The sequence below is a fragment of the Streptomyces sp. NPDC005262 genome, assembly GCF_042872425.1.
Classification (GTDB): domain Bacteria; phylum Actinomycetota; class Actinomycetes; order Streptomycetales; family Streptomycetaceae; genus Streptomyces.
On sequence record NZ_JBIAKK010000032.1, the window covers coordinates 1 to 20019 of the forward strand.

The 20019-nt window shown below is 67.9% G+C and carries 17 protein-coding genes and 4 pseudogenes; 9 read left to right on the plus strand and 12 right to left on the minus strand.

What is annotated here, in order from left to right:
• Positions 1-458: hypothetical protein (locus tag ACFYP5_RS38175; protein WP_389044567.1), on the minus strand; the 458-nt coding region annotated here is incomplete at its 3' end.
• A 1164-nt stretch (positions 459-1622) separates the two neighbouring features.
• Here ACFYP5_RS38175 and ACFYP5_RS38180 point away from each other — a divergent pair.
• Both ACFYP5_RS38180 and ACFYP5_RS38185 read left to right on the plus strand, forming a co-directional pair.
• Positions 1623-2645, plus strand: a complete 1023-nt coding sequence (locus ACFYP5_RS38180; RefSeq protein ID WP_389044569.1) for an alpha/beta fold hydrolase — start codon at positions 1623-1625, stop codon at positions 2643-2645.
• A 795-nt stretch (positions 2646-3440) separates the two neighbouring features.
• Positions 3441-3611, plus strand: coding sequence for a hypothetical protein (locus ACFYP5_RS38185; protein WP_389044571.1), 171 nt, complete (start codon positions 3441-3443; stop codon positions 3609-3611).
• A gap of 532 nt (positions 3612-4143) precedes the next feature.
• On the opposite strand, the gene ACFYP5_RS38190 is transcribed toward ACFYP5_RS38185, so the two are convergent.
• Positions 4144-5337: an alcohol dehydrogenase catalytic domain-containing protein gene (locus ACFYP5_RS38190; protein ID WP_389044573.1), complete on the minus strand. Its 1194-nt coding sequence runs from the start codon at positions 5335-5337 to the stop codon at positions 4144-4146.
• A 309-nt stretch (positions 5338-5646) separates the two neighbouring features.
• Between ACFYP5_RS38190 and ACFYP5_RS38195 the strand changes: the two are divergent.
• Together ACFYP5_RS38195 and ACFYP5_RS38200 are read left to right on the plus strand one after the other, a co-directional pair.
• Positions 5647-6370 (plus strand): annotated as a pseudogene (locus tag ACFYP5_RS38195) (IS6 family transposase).
• Between the two features lie 494 nt (positions 6371-6864).
• Positions 6865-7029 (plus strand): hypothetical protein, encoded by a 165-nt coding sequence (locus tag ACFYP5_RS38200; RefSeq protein WP_389044576.1) that lies wholly within the window; start codon positions 6865-6867, stop codon positions 7027-7029.
• Positions 7030-7393: 364 nt separating this feature from the next.
• Here the strand turns inward: ACFYP5_RS38200 and ACFYP5_RS38205 are convergent, their stop codons facing one another.
• Positions 7394-8416, minus strand: a complete 1023-nt coding sequence (locus tag ACFYP5_RS38205) for a zinc-binding alcohol dehydrogenase family protein (RefSeq protein WP_389044578.1) — start codon at positions 8414-8416, stop codon at positions 7394-7396.
• A gap of 379 nt (positions 8417-8795) precedes the next feature.
• Positions 8796-9203, minus strand: coding sequence for an STAS domain-containing protein (locus tag ACFYP5_RS38210; protein ID WP_389044580.1), 408 nt, complete (start codon positions 9201-9203; stop codon positions 8796-8798).
• Between the two features lie 225 nt (positions 9204-9428).
• Here ACFYP5_RS38210 and ACFYP5_RS38215 point away from each other — a divergent pair.
• A pseudogene (locus tag ACFYP5_RS38215) lies at positions 9429-10419 on the plus strand (integrase core domain-containing protein).
• A 181-nt stretch (positions 10420-10600) separates the two neighbouring features.
• Here ACFYP5_RS38215 and ACFYP5_RS38220 read toward each other — a convergent pair.
• Together ACFYP5_RS38220 and ACFYP5_RS38225 are read right to left on the minus strand one after the other, a co-directional pair.
• Positions 10601-10987, minus strand: coding sequence for a TraR/DksA family transcriptional regulator (locus tag ACFYP5_RS38220; RefSeq protein WP_389044602.1), 387 nt, complete (start codon positions 10985-10987; stop codon positions 10601-10603).
• 58 nt (positions 10988-11045) lie between these two features.
• On the minus strand, positions 11046-12116 hold the full coding sequence (locus ACFYP5_RS38225; protein ID WP_389044584.1) for an NADH:flavin oxidoreductase/NADH oxidase: 1071 nt from the start codon (positions 12114-12116) through the stop codon (positions 11046-11048).
• A gap of 113 nt (positions 12117-12229) precedes the next feature.
• On the opposite strand from ACFYP5_RS38225, the gene ACFYP5_RS38230 reads away from it, so the two are divergent.
• Positions 12230-12445, plus strand: a complete 216-nt coding sequence (locus tag ACFYP5_RS38230; RefSeq protein ID WP_389044604.1) for a hypothetical protein — start codon at positions 12230-12232, stop codon at positions 12443-12445.
• Between the two features lie 67 nt (positions 12446-12512).
• Here ACFYP5_RS38230 and ACFYP5_RS38235 read toward each other — a convergent pair.
• Positions 12513-12809 (minus strand): annotated as a pseudogene (locus ACFYP5_RS38235) (transposase); the annotation flags it as partial.
• Between the two features lie 316 nt (positions 12810-13125).
• Here ACFYP5_RS38235 and ACFYP5_RS38240 point away from each other — a divergent pair.
• Positions 13126-14181: an LLM class oxidoreductase gene (locus tag ACFYP5_RS38240; RefSeq protein ID WP_389044587.1), complete on the plus strand. Its 1056-nt coding sequence runs from the start codon at positions 13126-13128 to the stop codon at positions 14179-14181.
• A 40-nt stretch (positions 14182-14221) separates the two neighbouring features.
• On the opposite strand, the gene ACFYP5_RS38245 is transcribed toward ACFYP5_RS38240, so the two are convergent.
• From ACFYP5_RS38245 to ACFYP5_RS38255, 3 genes and pseudogenes are all read right to left on the minus strand, one after another.
• Complete coding sequence (locus ACFYP5_RS38245) at positions 14222-14833, minus strand: NADPH-dependent FMN reductase (RefSeq protein WP_389044590.1); 612 nt, start codon at positions 14831-14833, stop codon at positions 14222-14224.
• A 368-nt stretch (positions 14834-15201) separates the two neighbouring features.
• Positions 15202-15351 (minus strand): annotated as a pseudogene (locus ACFYP5_RS38250) (IS5/IS1182 family transposase); the annotation flags it as partial.
• 594 nt (positions 15352-15945) lie between these two features.
• Entirely contained in the window at positions 15946-16707 is a 762-nt protein-coding gene (locus ACFYP5_RS38255; RefSeq protein WP_389044591.1) for a sulfite exporter TauE/SafE family protein, read from the minus strand.
• 83 nt (positions 16708-16790) lie between these two features.
• Here ACFYP5_RS38255 and ACFYP5_RS38260 point away from each other — a divergent pair, with 83 nt between their 5' ends.
• The gene (locus tag ACFYP5_RS38260) at positions 16791-17741 is read left to right on the plus strand and encodes a LysR substrate-binding domain-containing protein (protein WP_389044594.1); all 951 of its coding nucleotides are present in this window, start codon (positions 16791-16793) and stop codon (positions 17739-17741) included.
• A gap of 445 nt (positions 17742-18186) precedes the next feature.
• On the opposite strand, the gene ACFYP5_RS38265 is transcribed toward ACFYP5_RS38260, so the two are convergent.
• Positions 18187-18747: an SMI1/KNR4 family protein gene (locus ACFYP5_RS38265; protein WP_389044596.1), complete on the minus strand. Its 561-nt coding sequence runs from the start codon at positions 18745-18747 to the stop codon at positions 18187-18189.
• On the opposite strand from ACFYP5_RS38265, the gene ACFYP5_RS38270 reads away from it, so the two are divergent.
• On the plus strand, positions 18740-19066 hold the full coding sequence (locus ACFYP5_RS38270) for a hypothetical protein (RefSeq protein WP_389044597.1): 327 nt from the start codon (positions 18740-18742) through the stop codon (positions 19064-19066). The genes ACFYP5_RS38265 and ACFYP5_RS38270 overlap by 8 nt on opposite strands.
• A 560-nt stretch (positions 19067-19626) precedes the next feature.
• Here ACFYP5_RS38270 and ACFYP5_RS38275 read toward each other — a convergent pair.
• Positions 19627-19935, minus strand: coding sequence for a hypothetical protein (locus ACFYP5_RS38275; RefSeq protein WP_389044600.1), 309 nt, complete (start codon positions 19933-19935; stop codon positions 19627-19629).
• Positions 19936-20019 lie beyond the last annotated feature (84 nt).

Consider the following 20019-nt stretch of genomic DNA (forward strand, 5'->3'; position numbering starts at 1 on the left):
CCTCCGCCATCGGGATACCTCATCCCTCTGGCATAGCGCGGCCCACGGCAGCCGTCACGACCCCCCGCGTAACCCACACCCTTAAAGATCTCTAGTTGCAGCATGTGCAGGACGTTCGTCTGCCGGTCTGCGGTGCCGTCGCGCAGCATTTTGGCCTGGTACGCCAGAGATTCGGCTTTCCCGTACTTGCGCAGCAGCGAATCCACGTCGAACAGGGCCTGCGGATGGCGATCGGTCCCCAGCCGGGCGAGAACGTCGTCCGGCGGCATTGCCGTAACCAGGCCTCCGTAGAACTCCATCAGCGCGTCACTGCCGAACACCAGTCTGGCCGGTAGCATCGCCCGGCTCATCGCGTTGAGAACGTACATACTGCTGTAGATCATGAGCGGATCGGCAGCCAGGGAAGCTCTGGAGATATCTGCCAGCAGCTGCGGCAACTGCTGCTCCGCAGCCGCCATCTGCCGCCACGCCTGTTGCGCTTGATGCAGTCCGGCCTTGGACGAGGCATCCGGCCGACGGTGTCGCCGAAGGCCGTTGCCAACGGTTGCAGGTACAAAGGAAGTTCCGGCCCCAGGTAGGGCTCAAGCTCACGTACTGCGGCCGTGTAGTCGTTGGGCCGAGGACCTGACGTTGCCAAGAGGCTTCCTTTCCACCCACCCAGACTGCGGCCACGTCGGATGGCGCTGGCCGCAGCATAGAGCGCCCAGGACGCAGCGATGAGCCGGTACGGAGCCCGGGGAGTTCCCCGACCAGGGGGGCCGTCGATCCTGCGCAAGGTGGCGCAGGCCTGGCAGCAACTCGCCGGAGACGGCACTCCCGTGCCCCTGCCACCTCATCGACCTGATCGGCAGGCTGCGTCGGCCTGGCCGCCGTGTTGAACGGGCCTCGCGGGCTTTCCAGATCGATCAAGCCGGACCGCCGCTCAAGGTGTCGCCACCAACTTCACACCCAATTGCACCGGGGGCGCGACGACGGCCTGACAGACCGCCTGGACGACCGTGGGGCATCAGGTTCGCCGCACGGGGCGAGGGCTTTTTGCTACTCCAGCCGTACTTCTTCATTCGCGCTGGTCAACGGCTTGGGCGTGGGGAGTGTAGCGGGCAGGAATGGGGGAACGGAAACTGGTCGTCGCGGAAGATGACGGGCGAGGGTCTGGAGGAGACCGCCGAGCCGGTGCCGACTGTCGACCTGACTTGATGGTGGCGCTGGACGCCAACATTCGTGCGGCTGGTGACTGCTGGCCCGTGTCGGCGCGGACGAGTCACACCCTGGCTGTCCGCCCAATGGCGTATCCCCGCGTGCTGTGCACATGATGGTGGGGGGCCAACGTTTAGCTCTGTCTCCGGCAGCGTCTACAGCCAGGAGGGCGGGCAATTTTTCGTTTTGCCCGCACTATTGCTATTGCTGCTGGAAGTTTTCCTGACTCTCGGGGTCTTGTGCCGCACGGGCGCGGACAGAGTTCACGCTGCTTCTGGGGGAGATTGAGGACGTGCGGAGCGAGTTCGTCGGTGTGTGCATCAGCCCCAGATTCGGTGGGTCGCTTCACCATAAGCACATGTGCTGGTGACCTGTGACGGAATAAAATGACGCGCGGTAGGTGAATCACTTCAGGCAGGTGAATCATGGGTTCCCGAATAAGAAGGACCAACACGCTCACCGTACTCGTCGCGGCGCTGGTGGCTGTCCTGGTGGTATCCGCCACCGCGAGTGCCGGAGCATGGAGCGATAGTCGCGGGCATAATGAGGCGACAGTGCAGTCTCCGTCGCCGTACCCGCAGGCGGAACCGCCCCCCGGCTTTCAGTCCAAGTACGCGGACGTAAACGGCTTCCGCATGCACTACCTGCGAGGCGGCAGAGGTTCACCGGTCGTGCTGATCCACGGGTTCCCACAGTCATGGGTCGAATGGCGGCACCAGATGGGACCGCTCTCCAAGAACCACACCGTGATTGCCGTCGACCTCCGCGGTGCCGGCAACTCTGAAGTCACCAAGAGCGGTTACCAGAAGGCGCAGATGGCCAGTGACGTGCATGAGCTGCTGAAGCAGCTGAAGCTGAACGACGGCGTTCAGGTCGTCGGGCACGACGTCGGTCTGTGGGTCAGCTACGCCTACGCGGCCCAGTGGCCGTCGGAGGTGCGCAGCATGGCCGTGATGGAAGCTCCCATCCCGGACGACAGCCTGTACCGCTTCCCGGCTCTGGAGGCTAACCCGCAGACCCCGTCGATGTGGCACTTCGGCCTGTTCCAGTTGCCTCTCGCCGAGCAGCTCATCTCCGGTCACGAGCGCGTCTTTGTCCAGGGCTTCATCGAGGAGCTTTTGGTCAACAAGTCCGCGTTCACGCCGGCTGACTACGACTTCTACGCCCACTACCTGAAGGAGCCGGGCCACACGAAGGCCTGGATGAGTATGTACCGCCAGCTCCGCGAAGACGTTCAGCAGAACAAGAAGTTCCTGGCCGAAGGCAAACTGAAGATGCCCATCCTGGCGATCGGAGGCCAGGCATCGTTCGGTGGCAAAATCGCCGACCAATGGCGTGAGTACGCCGTGAACGTCGACGGCCGGGTCCTGAAGGGTTCGGGTCACTGGGTGACCGAGGAGAAGCCGCAGGAAGTGACGGCCATGCTGCAGTCCTTCCTGCAGAAATAGGTTCCATCACAAGCGCCGACCCTCTGCAGCAACGATTCATTGTCCTGGTCTTTGTCCAGTGCGCGGATGGCCGTTGGCGTTCGATACGCCGGATCAGAAGGCTGACGGCTGCCACTTCGGCTCGGCCGCCAAGGACGACCCGCACGAGTAGATCCGTCATGTGCCAGGCGAGTGATGTCTCACCCTTCCCTTCAGGATGAGGAACCAACAAATGCGGGTCATGCAACGACGAGACTGACCGAGGCGCTGTCACCGCTGAACCACCGTGCGACCCACCCGGCCCTGCTCGGGAGAGAGAGCCCGGGGAACCAGAACCGAGAACCTCCAGAGTGCGGCACGTATTGCCGCCGCCTGCCGCTGAAAATTTGCCCAGTCGACCTTGGCCCAGGCAGCGCGGATGATGTGGTTCAACCCTGCTCTGAGCAGCGGCGCTAACCTCTGCTCATACTTGAAGGGGCGCTCACCACATTGTGGCTAATGCCCCTCTCTTTCTTTTGGCCGCGCCCCAATGGTGTGCGGGCCTTTTGCGCATCGCATATCCATCGCCCTGGGATCACCCCCGAGCTTCGGCTGCCCCGACGCGAGGCGGCAGTACCTCAGCGGGCGTCAGCCATCGGTACTGGGACCTTCGTCAGCGTTCGCCCGCCACCAGTTGACCATCAGCCTGCCAAGATGCCGGGGGCGACGGACGTCCCGGAGAGGTCCTGGACATCCGCTCCCGTGGTCTTCGGTCCGGCTGGGTCTGCTTCTCGTATGTGGGGGCACACGTGTTGCAACTACGAAAAAGGAGTTGCCATGTTGGGTATAGCTGCGGCCGTGCTGTTCTTCATCGCTTTCCTGATCAACGCTGCCGATGTTGCGACCAACGAGGTTTTCGCCTCGGTGAACGTCATGCTGCTTGGTCTGGGTCTGTTGGCCTTGCATGTTGCAGGTATCGGAACTGGCTGGTCCCGTCGACGGCGCTGACCGCAGCCTCGCCGACCGGGTCGAGACCCAGTGCCTGGTCCCGCCCGGTGTTCTGTGATCAGTTGAGTTGACACGCAGACATTCGGAGATTGGTTCTGTCCACCCGGTCCGTCCGGATGTGAGCCCGCTCGACGACGGGCCATCGAGGCTGAATTTGCACCAAACGCCTTTGGCCTGCAGCGTGTTCACCGATTCGCCGCGATGGAGCAGCCCGATCGCGACGTACTAGTCGCCAGGCCCGGAACGCAGCCGAACCGCTGCTGCCAAGTCCCACGCCTCACTGGACGCGGATGATCGTCTTCCCGTTGATCTTCTGGGTCGGGTTGAGGGCAGTGACAGCATCGTCGAGGCTCGCGACCTGGCCGATGTGCGTCCGCAGACGTCTGTCCTGCACCCGCGACTGCATGGACTTCCGCACCGCGCTCAATCTCGTTGCGGCGGGTCTCACGGCGTCCTGTCCCAGCGTACGCCGCAGGGATCTTCCCGGGCCTTTCGCCGACCGATGTGTCGGCAAGGCCGGGGAGGGCGGGCCTCAGGCGGGAATGAGGCCGTGGGGGTCGATGATGAACTTGATGGACACTCCCGTGTCGAAGGTCGCGTAGGCGTCGGGGGCGTCGTCGAGGCTGATCACCTTCGTGTTGAGCATGGCGCTCAAGTAGGGCATGCGGTCCCACAGGATCGCCATCATCAGCTCGCGGTTGTAGTGCATGATCGGTGCCTGCCCGGCGGAGATCCGCGGCGACTTGATCCAGGCCTTGCCGAAGTCGATCGGGTACGTTCCCTCTTGCTCGGCCTTCGACTTCGCGAGCGGGTCGGGGCCGTAGACGCCGATGACTCCGGTGGCTCCGCCCGCGCGGGTGGCGTCGATCACCTGGTTGATGGCGTAGGCCGGGTCCATGTCCTCGGCCTCGCGGCCGATGCCGTGTGCTTCGGTGCCGACGTAGTCGACTGCGCAGTCGACCATGCGTTCGCCCAGGATGGCCTCGATCTGGTCCGTGAGCGGTGCGTCCTGGCTCAGGTCGATCGTCTCGCAGCCGTTCTTCTCAACCAGCTCCAGGCGGTCCTTGTTGTAGTCGCCGACGATGATGCAGGACGCCCCGAGGAGGCGCGCCGCTGCTGCGCCGCAGCGTCCGACCGGGCCGGCGCCAGCGATGTACACGGTCGAGCCCGGCTTGGCACCGGCCTCCATGAGACCGTGGAACGCGGTGGGCAGGATGTCCGAGAGCAGCGCCAGGTCACGGATCTTCGCCATGGCCTGGTCCCTGTCCGGGAAGCGCAGGAGCTGGAAGTCGGCGTACGGGACGAACAGGTACTCGGCCTGGCCGCCGGTCCAGTCGCCCAGGTTGAAGCCGTACGCTCCGCAGGCCACCTTGGGGTTCGTGGTCTCGCAGACGTCGGTCCGGCGCGCCCTGCAGTTGCGGCATCGGCCGCAGGCGACGTTGAACGGGACGGAGACGAGGTCGCCCTCACTGAGGAACTCGACGTCGGGGCCGACCTCGATGACCTCCCCGGTCATCTCGTGCCCCATCACCATGCCCTGGGGCACCGGGAAGGACCCGCGGTAGATGTGCAGGTCGCTACCGCAGATGTTGGTGGCGACGAGTCTGAGGATGACGCCATGCGGGGCCTTTTTCCCGTTCGGCATCTGAAGCTTCGGGAAGTCGAGAGACTCGACGCGCATGTCTTTCGGGTTCTGGAAGACGACGGCGCGGTTGCTGCTTGCCATGACGATCTCCTCTGCTGATCCAGGGCGACTCGGCCGTGGAAGTGGCGGCGGTCATTTCGGTGGCTTTGCGACCTCAACTTTCCCAACGTAGGGCTGCCACCCAACGTATGCACGCCGGGACCCTCTATGCCCGCGTGCCATCGCACTAACGCTGCGTGCCACGCTCCTGGCCAAGCACGTCATCTCCATCTGGGCAGGTCCGCGCGTTGTCAGCTTTGAGGGATGACCGACGCAGCAGCGCCCGCTCCCCAGGAGCCCTCGCCCGTCCAGGCCTGCGTCCGGCGCTGTCACGTTGGCTGACTGGGTGGGATGATCTTCGGGTTGGTCACGCTGTGGAGGGGATCGTTGGTGTCGTCTGTGCGGCCGTCGTACAGGGGTCACCGGTACCCGGTCGAGGTGATCGCGCACTGCGTGTGGCTGTACTTCCGGTTCCCGCTGTCTTACCGCGAGGTGGAGGAGCTGATGCTCCAGCGCGGCGTCATCGTCTCCTACAAGACGGTCCGGCGGTGGTCTGGGAAGTTCGGGCAGGCCTACGCGCACGGGCTGCACCGCCGAGGTCTTCATCAAGATCAACGGCGAGCTGAAGTACCTGTGGCGCGCCGTCGACCAGGACGGCAACGTCCTCGACATCCTCGTGCAGAACCGCCGCGACAAGGCCGCGGCCAGGCGTTTCTTCCGCCGCCTGATGACGAAGACCCGTACGGTGCCGCGGGTGGTCGTCACGGACAAGCTGCGTTCCTACGGAGCGGCCCACCGCGCGGTCATGCCGTCGGTCGAGCACCGCTCGCACAAGGGACTGAACAACCGGGCCGAGAACAGCCACCAGACCACCAGGCAACGCGAACGCGCGATGAAAGGCTTCCGCTCCGTAGGCGGAGCGCAGCGGTTCCTGTCCGCGTTCAGCGGCATCTCACCCCACTTCCGCACCCGGCGACATCTTTACACCGCCGCCGGACACCGCCTCGAAATGACCATCCGCTTCACCATCTGGGACCACGTCACCGAGAACATCGGCCTGAACACCGCGACCTGAACGAGCACCGAAACCACACCCCGGCACGCCCCAAAACTCCATCGGCCGGCCACCCCACCATCAATGTGACAACGCCCACCGCAGCCTTGGGCAGCTCACCCACGTGCCGCGGGAACCGGCCCTCCAGCTCAAAGAACTTCAGCATCAGGCCGAAGCCCAGACGGGTCGCTCCCGTCTTGTTCCCCACCAGCTCCCAATCGCAGTCCAGCAGCGTCCACTCCGCGATCAGTCCGGCTCCCACTCCCGACGCACCCGAACCCGCCCTCCACCCGACCGTCTCCAACACGAACACGATCAAACAGAAACACCGCCCAACCAGCCACATTCACCGGTCCGAAACGATCACGGATCCAATCGTGATCTCTCACTCTGCTAGCTGGCGGCTGGGGACACGTTCGGGAGCGGAGGGCCTACGCCAAGTGGAACGACATCCCCGGCAGGACGCAGGGCGAGGTCCTGGCCCTCATCCGCACCGCCGCCAAGGAGGCCCGCCGATGAGCACCGACACGAACGTCATGTGCGAGGAGTGCCTCACCCGACGCCCGGACGTCGAGGTGATGGCCGACACGTTCAGCACCGCGCTCTATCCGGAGGAGACGGACCACCTGCAGACGGCGCAGTGCCCGCCGTGCGCCACCAAACGGTTCGAGGACAGCTGACTGTGCTGCAACCACGGCCTGGACGAGCTGAGGCGCCTGGCCGCCGCGCACCACGACGTGCGGCGGCTTCGGGAGGCGGTCGGCGCCCCTCCCCGGCAGGAGAAAGCCGCAGGGAAGTCGCTGTCGTGACCTGTGCTCCCTGGCAGGCCGGTCGCCCCGCCACGCGGTCGCCACGCCGTGAGCGGTGCGGTCGGCCGTTCAGACGGTTGTGGCTGGACGCCGGGCGGACGGCGCGGCCGTGAGGGACGGCAAAAACGGGGCCTCACGGGGAGCTGTGAACGGCGGACATCGACTGTGCGCTTGTCTGCCTCCGCCGACACGTTGGAGGCAGGCCCGTTACTTGCGGCGACGGGAGCACACGCCGTCAGAAGCCCGTGAGCGTGATCTTGCCGATGGCGGTCCCTGATTCCATGATCCTGTGGGCCTCGCGCAGATTCGACGCGTTGACGGGGCCCAGGTCCCTCGTGGCGGTGCTGACCAGAATGCCGGCGTCCACCAGGCGAGCAACCTGGGTGAGGATCTTGCGCTGCCGGTCCATGTCGGCGCTCTGGAACAGGGACCGGGTGAACATGAACTCCCAGTGGAAGCTGATGCTCTTCGGCTTCAGCAGACCGATGGGCAGAGCCTCGAAGTCGTCGATCGCGACAATCTTTCCGAGCGGGTCGAGCACCTCGGCGTACGCGGCCAGGTTGCGCTCGGTTCCTGTGGTGCTGAAGACATGGCCGATGCCGTTCGGGGCCACCTCCGCGAGCTGTGGCACCAACGGCCGGTGGTGGTCCACGATGTGGTGGGCGCCCATCCGGCGGGCGAAGTCGACGGTCTCCGGTCGGGAGGCGGTCCCGATCACCGTCAGGCCGGTGAGGGCGTTGGCCAGTTGGCTGACCATGGCTCCGACGCCGCCGGCGGCCGCCGTCACCAGCAGGGAACCCGTCTCGTCGAGCAGGTCGTGGTGCAGTCCGAGCCGCTCGAAAAGACCCTCCCACGCGGTGAGGGAGGTCAGCGGCAGAGCCGCCGCCTCCGTGAAGGTCAGCGTCGTCGGCTTCAGGGCGACGAGGCGTTCATCGACCGCGTGGTACTCGGAATTGGCGCCCGGCCGGTCGATGGCCCCGGCATAGAAGACCTCGTCACCCGGTTTGAACCACCTCACCTGGGCCCCTGTCGCCACGACCGTGCCCGCGACGTCCCAGCCCAGCACCCGTTCGCCGCCGTTCGGGCTTTCGTTCTGGCGGATCTTGTAGTCGACCGGGTTGACGGCGATGGCCTCGACCCGGACGAGGAGGTCCCGGGGGCCGGGCTCGGGCACGGGCAGCTCGACGTCGAGGAGAGACCGGTCGTCGGTCACCGGCAGAGGCTCACGGGAGGCAACGGCACGCATCATCGTGGTCATATCGGAACTTCCTTTTGCTTGAGTGATTATGGTGAGGACGAGGCCGTGCACGCACCGCCGGCCTTGAGCTGTCGCAGAGGGACTCGGGGCACTGCGGCGCCCTTCGGCCGAACCCCTGGCAGGCCACCGTACGAAAGTGCCCGGCGTGTGCGGCGATGACGGGCCCGGCGCCGTCGGCCGGCTCGGGCAGCCCCGCGAGTTCGCCCACCCACCCAGGACGCGGATCTGTTCGACGTAGCGCACCGCCGGGTCGGCCCGCTCAACGACGCTTCGGCCACGCCGGAGCCGCAGGCGCCCGCAGTGTGGGACAGCGTGACGCGATCACCGCCGCCCGGCACTGGTGCGGTTACGGAGGTCTGAGGTCGAAGCCGGGTTCGGCTCAGGTGGAGAAGCGATGGGGCCAGCCAGTCAAGGCGCCGCGTTGTGGGGCCTGTCGTGTGGCCTGGTCCACCGAGTCGTGGAACGCGTAGGCCTTGCGCAGGTCGCAGGTTCTGAAGACCTTGAGGATGTGCTCGTCAATGCAGGTGAGGCACAGGGAGCCATCGTGGTCACGGATGCGCTTGGTGATCGCCACGATCATGCCTAGTCCCATGGAGTCCAGGAACGGGGCGGGGCGCAGGTCCAGGACGAAGTGGCGGTGGCCCTCGTTGAGGAGTTCGATGACTGCTTCGCGGATCCTAGGTGCGTTGCAGAGCTCGACCTCTCCGTTGACCTCTACAACGGTCCAGCCATTTGCCGGGTAGTAGATGAGGCTCATGCGTTCGTCCTGGAGGATGCTGGTCCGCATTGCCCGCTCCTCTCGACAAAGTGGGATAGTCCGGCTCGCGCGCGTCTGTCGCCGATCAACCGCCCGGCGCAGGGCTGGCCAGGCTTCTCGGTGGCGAGGGCTGCGTTGCGCCGGGAGTGGTCGGCCCTGAGGGTTCACATCCACTGCATGCCGGATGCCGCGATCCTGCAAGCGGACGGCGGTCGGACCATCGTTGAATTGCGGGCACTCGCGGCCGGTCATCACATCGGGGCCGCGGTGCCCGTCCCGAGGCTGCACAAGCTCACGGGCCCGGTGCGGTACGAGCCGGCGGATCGGCTGTGGTTCGCGGCACTGTCCTGGCTGATTCCCCGGCGCCGGTGGGCACGAGTCTTTCCGGTGATGCCCGCGACGCTGCTCGCATGGCACCGCAGGCTGATCGCTAAGAAGTGGGACTACAGCAAGCCCACGGAGCAGGCCCGGGAGACCGTTGACCGCGAGCGCGGTGAAGGCTCTGGTGTTGCGGCTCGCGAAGGAGAATCCGCGCTGGGGCTGCCGACGGATCCAAGGGGAGCTCGTCCGGCTCGGACACCCGGTTGGCTCGACGACGGTCTGGGAGATCCTCACCGCAGCGGGCATCGATCCAGCCCCACGCCGCAGCGGCCCGACGTGGCGAGAGTTCCTGACCGCGCAGACCGAGGGCGTCATCGCCTGCGACTTCCTGCACATCGACCTGTTCGACCTGCGCCGCGTGTGCGCGCTGGTCTTCCTCGATCACGGCACACGCCGACTGCACATCGCCGGCGTGACCGCCCATCCCTCCGGATCTTGGACGGTGCAGCAGGCGAGCAACCTCGCCGTCGAGTTGGGTGCACGGGTCGACTCGCTGCGCTTCCTGCTCCGCGACCGGGACGCGAAGTACACCGATTCCTTCGACGCGGTCTTCGCAGCCGACGACATCGAGGTCGTGCGGACCGCACCGCGGACTCCTCGGATGAACGCGCACTGCGAACGAGTCATCGGAACCCTGAGACGCGAGGTCCTCGACCACCTGCTGATATGGAACGAGACCCAGGCCCGGCAGGTCCTTGATGCCTATGCCCGGCACTACAACGGTCATCGCCCGCACCAGGCCCGGGGGCAACTCCCGCCTCTCGCCCACGAGCACCCGGCGCCCATGACCGCTCCGGGTGCTCACCGGCTCCTGCGCACCCAAGTGCTCGGCGGCGTGATCAGCGAGTACAGATACGCGGCTTGACCAGCAGCGACGAGTTTCCGAACGGCACAGGTCGGCGCTATCCGATGAGCCAGGCCGTGTCTTCTCCTGATCAAGCCGGACGAAGGTCAGATGGTGAACGGCCGCCGGCGGAGGAACTCGGCATCTACCCGCACGCCGAGTTGGGGCAGGACGACATGTCGCGCCCTCAACCGTGCACCCTTCAACGAGCTACGGACGCGCAGCGCACGCAGGTTTTCGCCGCCGGGCGAACTTCGAGGCGCTCCGTCGGGATCGGCTCACCGCATTGCGCGCAGCGCCCGTAGTCGCCACTCTCCAACCGTTCCAGGGCGCGATCGAGATCGTTCAGATGCTCGCGCGCCTGGGACAGCAGGGCGGCGACGTGCGCCCGCTCGAAGGCCGTGCTCGCCCCTTCCGGGTCGTGCTCGTCGTCAATGGCCACCAGTGCGTTCGCCTCGACGATCCCTTTGAACTCACGGCTAAGGGCGGATATCTGCTGCAGCGTGCCCACACGGTCGGCCGCGAGTAGCGCCCGCATCGACTCGCCCTGGGGTGCGGGAAAAGCGGCATTGGTGCGCTGATCGCTCATAACGGAGGAAACCTGATTGTCTTGCGCCGAATTCGCGGGTGCTCGGGCGACGACGGCCTCAGCGATGACGTGGGCGGCCACGCTGGTACTGCTTGGGCCACGGGATGTCGTCACCGAGCACGTGGGCCGCGCGGAGCGGCCAGGTCGGGTTGCGCAGCAGTTCGCGCGCGAGCATGATCGCGTCGGCCGAGCGGTCCACGAGGATCTGGTCGGCCTGCTCCGGTGCGGTGATCAGGCCGACCGCGGAGACGGGTAGGGCCGCGCCCTCGCGGACGGTTCGGGCGAAGGGCACCTGGTAGCCGGGCTCCACTTCGATACGGGCGTTGTGGACGAGCCCGCCGCTGGTGATGTCGACCAGATCGATGCCGTGGGCCACCAGGTGCCGCGACAGCTCGACCGTCTCCTCCGGGGTCCAGCCGCCGTCGGCCCAGTCCGTGGCCGAGAAGCGAACGAACAGCGGGCGGTCCTCCGGCCACTGCGCCCGTACGGCGTCGGTGACCTGGACGAGGAAACGGCTGCGCCCGTCGAGATCGCCTCCGTACTCGTCGCTGCGGTGGTTGGACAGTGGTGACAGGAACTGGTGCAGCAGATAGCCGTGTGCGGCGTGGATCTCCAGGACCTCGAAGCCGGCGGACAGCGCCCGCGCGGCGGCCTCGCCGAAGGCCCGGACCAGAGCGCGGATGTCGTTCGCGCCGAGCTCCCGCGGGGCTGGCCAGTCGCCGAACGGCAGCGGTGACGGTGCGACCGTCTGCCATCCTCCGGCCTCCGGTTCGACGTACACGTCACCCTCCCAGGGCGGTGCCGTCGACGCCTTGCGGCCGGCATGGGAGATCTGGATGCCGGCAATGGCTCCCTGCCCGTGGACGAAGTCGGTAATCCGCTTGTACGCGGCGGCCTGCCCGTCATCCCAGATGCCGGCGTCGGAAGGGGTGATCCGGCCCTCAGGTTCCACTGCCGTGGCCTCCTGCATGACCAGGCCGGACCCGCCGCGTGCCAGGGAGCCGAGATGGACCAGATGCCAGTCCTGTGGATAGCCGTCGACCGAGCTGTACTGGCACATGGGGGCCACCCAGGCCCGGTTTGGGAAGGTCGTGCCGCGGAGGGTGAGCGGCGAGAAGAGACGGCTCATCGGAGGCCTCGCAGGAGGGATGTGGGACGCCGGGTGCCCCGCAGTCGTCGAGCCGTGACGGTCTGCATTCCTGTGGGCTGCCCCGCACGGTGGGTCGAGTACCCCGGCCGCTCGTGGCACAAACCACCGGCCAGGCGTGCTCACCCGCGCGGATGTCCGGGCACGTGGCGGTCCCGGGTCGTGGTCACGTGCGCACCTGGGTCGTCGTCCTGATCGCCCTCCTCGGCTTCTGGCTCTCGCACACCTTCCTGGCCCCCGCCATCGAGTCCGGCACGCGCTCCGGTGAACGTCGTAAACCGCCCACACACCTTAGGGCGGTGGTGCGGTGACAGGTGGGGCAGGCGCCGGTCCAGAGTGCGAGGAGTGACTGCAGTTCGCGGGCAACTCGGTAGAGGCTCAGGCCGGCGCCGTCTCTCTTGGGGAGCGGGTGATGCGCTGGAGGGTGCAGAAGGCGTGTGCGACGGAGACGAGGGTGACGTGGTGGTGCCGGCCCCGCCAGGTGCGGCCTTCGAAGTGGGTCAGGCCCAGGACCTGTTTCCTCTCGCGATAGTCGTGCTCGATGCGCCAGCGCAGTTTCGCGGTGCGCACGAGGGTGGCCAGAGGGGTGTCGGCGGGCAGGCCGGACGGCCAGAACTGCACCGGTTCGGGCTCGGTGGCGGGCCATTCGGCCAGCAGCCACCGCACGGGCAGTTCGCCCCGCCCCACCGTCGCTGATCCGTCCGCGCGAACGGCTCGAACCGAGACACGCAGGTTCTTCCACCGCCGCCAACGCCAGCCATCGTCCGCGGCTACTTCGGCGGCCCCCACGTCCGCTACACCCTCGAAGAGAGCCATTTGAGTTTCTGATCAATAGCCGGCAAGGACACCCTGCTCGGTGGCGTAGAAGACTTCATCAACGACACACTGAAGGAAGCAGCAACAGAGCTCGGAAAGGCAGCAGCAGGCCTGGTGTGGTCACACTGCGCATGGATGGGGACCCGGCCACTGCATGAAATCGCCGGAGGATCGCATGACACAACCGACAGTTCCCTCAGGCGGCGCACCCGTGGACGTCGAAGGCGGCGCGCAGCGGCCGTTCTCCGAGCACGCGGCCATGGCCAGGGCGTATCCCGGCGGCAGGATGACCGTGGGCGCCATCACGCCCCTGGAGGGTTTCGACGGGCCCGTGCCGTCCCTGGCCGGGCACATCGAGCGGATCCAGCAGGCCGAGCGGGCCGGCTTCGCCTCGGTGTGGGTCCGTGACGTGCCGCTGCTGGACCCGAGCTTCGGGGACGCCGGGCAGGTCTTCGACCCATGGGTGTACCTGGGACAGCTCACCGCCCGCACCACCTCGATCACACTGGGGACCGCCAGCATCGTCATACCGCTGCGGCATCCATTGCACACCGCCAAGGCGGCCGCCTCGGTGGACCAGCTGTCAGGCGGACGGCTCCTGCTCGGGGTGGCCACCGGTGACCGGCCCGTGGAGTTCCCGGCCGTCGGTGAGGACCTGGGCGGCCGGGCCGAGAGGTTCCGCCAGTCGCTGGAGTACTTCCGTGCGGTCCTCGAGCACCGTTTCCCGCACGTGGAGTCGCCGCTCGGCCAGATGCGCGGCACCGATCTGCTGCCCAAGCCGGTGTACCGGCGGATCCCCGTACTGATGACGGGACACGGCAGGCAGGACGTCCGGTGGATCGCCGGCAACACGGACGGCTGGCTGTACTACACCCCGCCGCTCCAGCAGCAGGCCGAGAACATCGAGCGGTGGCGGGAGCTGACCCGCAGTGACGGCGGTGGGTTCAAGCCGTACGCCCAGGCCACCTATCTGGACCTGGCCGAGGACCCGCTGGCGCTGCCCCGGCGCATCCACCAGGGCTTCTCGGTGGGCCGCGTGTCGTTCCTCGCGATGATGCAGGCCTGGCAGGACATCGGCATCGACCAGCTGATGATTAACTTCAAGCACAGCCGCCGCCCGGTCGCCGAAGTGATCGACGAACTGGCCGAGCACGTGCTGCCGCACTTCCCGCCCGGGCGCTCCGGCGCGCGCGGCGAGCCCCGGCGGTCCGCGGGGCGGACCGGGCCCTGAGGGAGTGCGACCTCCGGCGCCCCTGTGTGGCAGGGCCAGTTCACTCCAGGCCGGCCCCGGACGGCCGCTCCTGGGCGTAGTCACACGTGCCCTCCGCCTGGAACTGCAGGGCCGCCCTGGTCACCTCCGCGCCGAGGCCGCGCAATTGGTCCGCGACCGCCTGGTCGGTGAGGCGTCCGTCGCCATCGAAGACCCGGGAGGACCGCGGGACCGCGAACACCAGCGGCACCGCCCAGCCGCGCAGCGACCGGACGATGAACTCCATCGCATTGATCGCCTGCAGGCCCTGCACTCCACCGGCGGTCGCCAGCATCCCCACGGGTGTGTTGCTCAGGTAGGGCGGGTCGCGGTCGGCCAGGAGGGCGAGCCAGTCCACCGCGTTCTTGAACGCGCCGCTGACCGACCCGTGGTACGTCGGGCTGCTCCACAGCAGGGCGTCGGCGGACTGCACGGTGTCCGCAAACTGGCGAGCGGACGGTGGGATCCCGTGCTCGGAGATGTAGAACGGAAGATCCAGCCGCTTGAGGTCGATCACCTGGGTTTCGGCGCCCGCCTCGGCGGCCCCCTCGGCCGCCACACACAGTGCGGTGAGGCTGGTCGATGGGGTGCGCAGCGAACCCCCCATTCCGACGACGAGTGGGGGGCGCGCCATCCTGTCCACTCCTTCAGAGTATCTCCAGGGGCGTGGGCCCGCTGGGCGGTGGGAACGCCTCGTCGAGGGCGTCGAGCGCCTCGGTGGGAAGGTGGAGGTCCACTGCGCCGCGGTTCTCCCGAACGTGGTCGGTGATCCGGAACGCGGGATCGCGGCCGCCCCCTGTGCCAGCACCCAGGCGAGTGCCACCTGGGCCGGTGTGGCTCCGAGGACCCGGGCCACGGCACCCAGTGCCTCGACACGCCCACGCCTGCCCTGTCGCGGCGGCAAAGCCGGCGGCGGAACGGTTGGCTGCGTCGGCGTGAGAGGAGTCGACCGTCGGCCCGTCGCCGTCGAACGAAGCCGGGCGGGCGACCTCCGGCGCGGCCTCTTCCCAGGCGGTGACCGATCTGGTCAGCAGGCTGCGGGATGACGGCGCGGATGCCGCGTCGGCGGAGGTGTCCGCGAATTGCGCGGGAAGAGTAGGCGCGATCCGCGAGGACGATGGCAGGCCGGGTTCTCGGCCTCCCGCGTCCGGTTCGTGGAATGAGGATCCTGACGGCGCCGGCCACTTCGACCCTCGGGGTCGACGCGGACACGGCCGCCCCGGTGGCCGAGACCAGTGCTGGCGCAGGACCCAGTCGTCGAGATCGAGGGCCACTTCCAACGCGGTTCCCTGGCCATGTAGGCGCGCAACGGCCCCGCCTCACCCGCGGCTGGACCCCTTTCGGGGGAGAGCAGTTCCCGGAAGGCGTTTCGGCGATTGCGAAGCGCACCTGTGCGGTACGCGCAGACACCTCCAGGACATCGCCGATGACCTGCCGGTCGGCACCGCCTGTCGGCTCGAACACGCTCGCGGCTTCGAAGTACCGCTGTGCGGCTGTGACCACTCGGGCGGCGTCGGTCAGCAGGGTGACCGGCGAACGGTTGGTGCCGTCGGTGTTCAGCTGGTGTTCGCCGATCGGGACAAGTGCACGGGCAAGGTCGGCTGGTTCGCATGCCTGGTAGGCCATCACCAGCCTCGCTCGCGCAGGATCGGTGTACGGGGCAGTGGCTCCCGAGCCGCCTTCGATCATGTCGGTCAGCCTTAGCTCTCGACGATGGGGATGATCAAGCGTGGTTTCCCTGCATGGTCAGCCGCGCAGGAAGTACAGGACGGTCGTCACCGTGGCCGTCGCCAGGAGGGCGCCACGCAGCAGCCGGGCGGGAAGACGGCGAGCCAGGTGGGCGCCGGCGAAGCCGCCGGCGGTCGCGCCGACCAGCAGGGCGGCCAGGAGCAGGGGGGCGCGCAGTGCGTCCGAGGTGAACAGGAACAGCACGCCCGAGGTGAGGAAGACGGCCGCGAGTTGGGTGATCCGCATCGGGTTGCCGGCCGCGGCATCGAGGCCGAGGCCGATGCTCCACAGGGCCACCATCAGAATGCCTACGGCTCCGCCGAAGTATCCGCCGTACACGGCGATGAGGAACTGGCCGATCAGTACGGCCCGCGTACTCATGCCGGCGGAGCGGTCCAGCACCCGGCCCAGCACGCGGGACAGGTGGCGGCCGAGGGCGAGGACCACGGTGGCGAAGGCGAGCAGCCACGGCGACGCGGACTCGAACGACGAGGCGGGCAGGACGAGCAGCAGGAGGGCGCCGACCCCGCTGCCGGCCACACTGGTCGCGGTCAACGCTGTGGCGGACGCGCCCCCCACCGGGGCGAGTTCGCTCCGGTACACCCAGGCGCCGGTCACGGCGCCGGGTACGAGGGCTATCCGGGCGACCGCGCTCGCCGTCACCGGCGGCAAGCCGACGGCGACGAGTGCGGGCAGCGCCACGAAGGTTCCTCCGCCTCCGACGGAGTTCAGGACTCCGGCGGCGATGCCGGTCAGCAGGACAAGGGCTAGCTCGGTCATCTGCCGAGCGTCACCCGTGGGAACGTTCTTTCACAATGCGGAATCACCGCACCCTGCCTCAGGCTGGGCCTTAGCCTGATCCGATGCGCTACGACCTGGACGACTTGCGACTGTTCCTCCACATCGTCACGGAGGGATCGATCACCGCGGGCGCCCGCCGCATGCACTTGAGCCTGCCCTCGGCGAGCGCCCGCGTGCGCTCGCTGGAACACCACGCCGGAGTGGCCCTGCTGATCCGCGGACGCCGAGGCGTACGGCCCACCCCGGCGGGCACGACCCTGGCCCGCCACGCGCGCGACGTCCTCGACCGGACCGCTCGACTCGAAAGCGCCGTCGCGAGCTATACCCGGCCCCCGGCCGCGCCGCTGATCCTGCTCGGCGGTGGCTCCGCGATGCACCGGCTCGTACCGCAGGCCCTGATCTCATTCCTCCGCGCCCACCCGGACACCGACGTCACCGCGTCCGAGAGCCGCACCCCGCAGACCGAGCGGAAACTCGCCGACGGCGAGGCGGACCTGGGCGTCGTCCTGGACGACGAGGCCGGCGGCTGCGGATTGCGCACGGAGCCCCTCGGCGACGACCCCCTCGTCGTCATCGGGCAGGCCGGAGGAATCCTCGCCGGGCGTACCGCGCTCACCTACCGCGAGGCCGCCGAACACCCACTCGTCGGCCTCGACGCCGACTCCTCGCTGCGCCGCTGGATCGAAAAGCACCTGGAACCCCACGCCCCCGTGGTGCGCCACCGCACCACCGTCACCGACCTCGGTGTCCTCATCTCCCTGGCCGCCGCCGGCGCCGGACTCGCCGTCGTCCCGCGCCGGGCCATTGACCCTCGCCAGAGCCTGGAGGTATGCGAACTCCAGGAGCGGTGGGCCCGCCGCCACCACTTGCTGGCCTGGGGCGTCACGGACCGCGCCACCTCGACAGCAACCGCGACACTCGCCGAGCACCTCCGCCAGGCGGCGCAGTCCGAGCCACCCGACCGCAGCGCACACGGGGACAACCCCGGTCGACTGCCCTGCCACGACTGCTGACCGACCACCTTCGGCTGCCCCGCGGGCATGCCGATCGACGGGCCGTACCCCTGCGACCGGCGCCCCGCGCTGACCGGTCCCCGCTGTGCTCGCCCTCGCCACGCAGCGCCGTATTCACCGTGCGGGCAGCGGTGTCCGGTATGGGGCGCGAGTACCACCGAACCCGCACCTTCGAAGGCCACGAATCCGCTCGCGAGCGCGGCAATGCCATCGGCGTCACCGCGGGGGGCTATCGAGAGTTCCCCCTCCATGACGGTATGTCACACCAGTGATGCTCCAGCGCGGACGCCAGGCCGTCCGCCTTGGCGGGCATGCCCTGGGCCCGGAGCAGGGCGAGCTGTGGCCTGTCTGCCGGCGCGGTTTGGGTCGCAGCCCCACGCTTGGTTCCGCCGACAGCGCCCGGCGCTACCGGGCCCGCCGGGTGGTTTCGACGACTCGCGGAGTGTCACGGTGTGTCATGCCAGGGTTTGTTCGCGGCCCAGTGGTGGACCCAGCCGGCGAAGCCAGGTTCAGCGGTGGTGTACCCGAATTGCTCGCCGAAGGGGACGGCGCCGACGTCAGTGATCAGCCAGATGTGTCCTCGGTGAGGTCCGGTCACGATGAGATGCCAGTTCATCGCGCATCCGTCGGTGCCGAGCACGATCGAGCCGTGGTTGTAGACCTGCTCAAGGATCTCGTCGGCATCCTCGGCCTGGTCCGAGTCTTCCTCCCACATCCATGGCGCCGCGAGCGGGAACGGCTTACTCAGGTCGCGTTCCTGCTCGTCATCGCCCCAGTCGTTGGGCAGCTCGGCCACCGGCAACAGTCCGTATTCTGGCGGCCCGGAGTACGAACCGTCCGTTATCTCAGCGACGAAGGTCCGATACGGCTCGGGCAGCACGACGCCGTGTTCGGCCTCGAAGGCATGGACTGCCTCCCAGCCAAGAGCCGACTCCTCACCGTCATCGACGCCGAAGGCCGCACGGAGCGCCGCCAGTTCGGCAGGGTCAGCTTGATCAATGTTCATGCCGGATGGATACCACCTCGCAGTGACAACGCCCCCGGACGCGTTGTGGTCGGTGACGAACCTCCTCGCGGCAGGTCCTGATGACGAGGTGGGTGTATTTGTCGTTGTTCAGGTCGCCGGACGCGAGTACGGATCTGAAGGCGTCGTTCTTCTCGGCGCGGCCGGGTACACCGCTGGTGTTGCCGCCGCCGTGAGCGCGACGGTGGTCGCGGTGGCGCGCTCACGCATGATGTCGGGCTTTCGTGAGAGGAGGAGGCCGGACCCGCGACAGGTGCGCGGGTCCGGCCGGTTCGTGGTGCGGGGCCGTGTCGGTCGGTGAAGTCGGCGCCCAGGCGTGGGGTGCCGGTGGTGGAGATGCCGAGGGTGGAGGTGCAGATGCCGGAGGAGGAGGCGACGGTGCCGTCGGCGTTCACGCGGACCGGGTAGAGCGCGCCGTTGGAGCCGTTCTCGCCCAGGCCGTCACCGTTGAGGTCGTCGAGGTGGACGTCCGAGCCGAACTGGTCGTTCTTCTCGTTGGTGTTGGGGACGTACGCGTTGTTCTGCTCGAGGAACAGGGCGCCGGAGCCGGTGATTCCGGAGCCGTCTGCGGCGCCGTACAGGACCGTCGCTGCCCTGGCGTCGGCGCCGCCGGTCAGGTCCTCGCCGGGGGTGCCGAGGCACGGGTAGGCCGGGGCACTTTCGCGAGCTTGTGTTGGCCCTGCCCAGGGGCTCCGTACCCCCACTCATCCTGCGCCTAACAGAGGGGCTGTAACGCAACGGCGCCACATCTGTCTGGGTCGTAGCCACGGTCGACCAGCACATGTCCGGACGGGGTACGAAGCGGCGTGACGAATGCGCTCTCCCCGCCGAAGCGGGAGGGGGCGCTGCGCGAGGTAGCCCCTACTCGTCTGGTGCGGGTTCGTACTCGATCGGCTGCTCGCCGCACGTCTCGGCAACCTCGGTCAGGGCTCCGGCCTCGGGCTGGTCAACGGTCAGCCGCCAGCGCAGCTTCGTCGCCACCCAGTCCGCAGCATACGTACAGCGGGCGTCGGCCAGCGGCGGCAGCCAGGTGCGCGGGTCCTTATCGGCCTTGCTGCGGTTCGTCTTCGCCGTCATGGCAACGAGCGAGCGCTCGGCGTCGAGGTCGTTCGCATACGCCTCGCGCCGAGCCGCGTCCACTGCGAGGCACCAGTTGGAGGGGAGCGTCATTCGATGTGAGCGGTATTCCTCGCTCGTCAGCGCCCAGTGGGTCGGCTGTATCTGCGGTGGGCGGGTATGTCAGTGCTGCCCGGC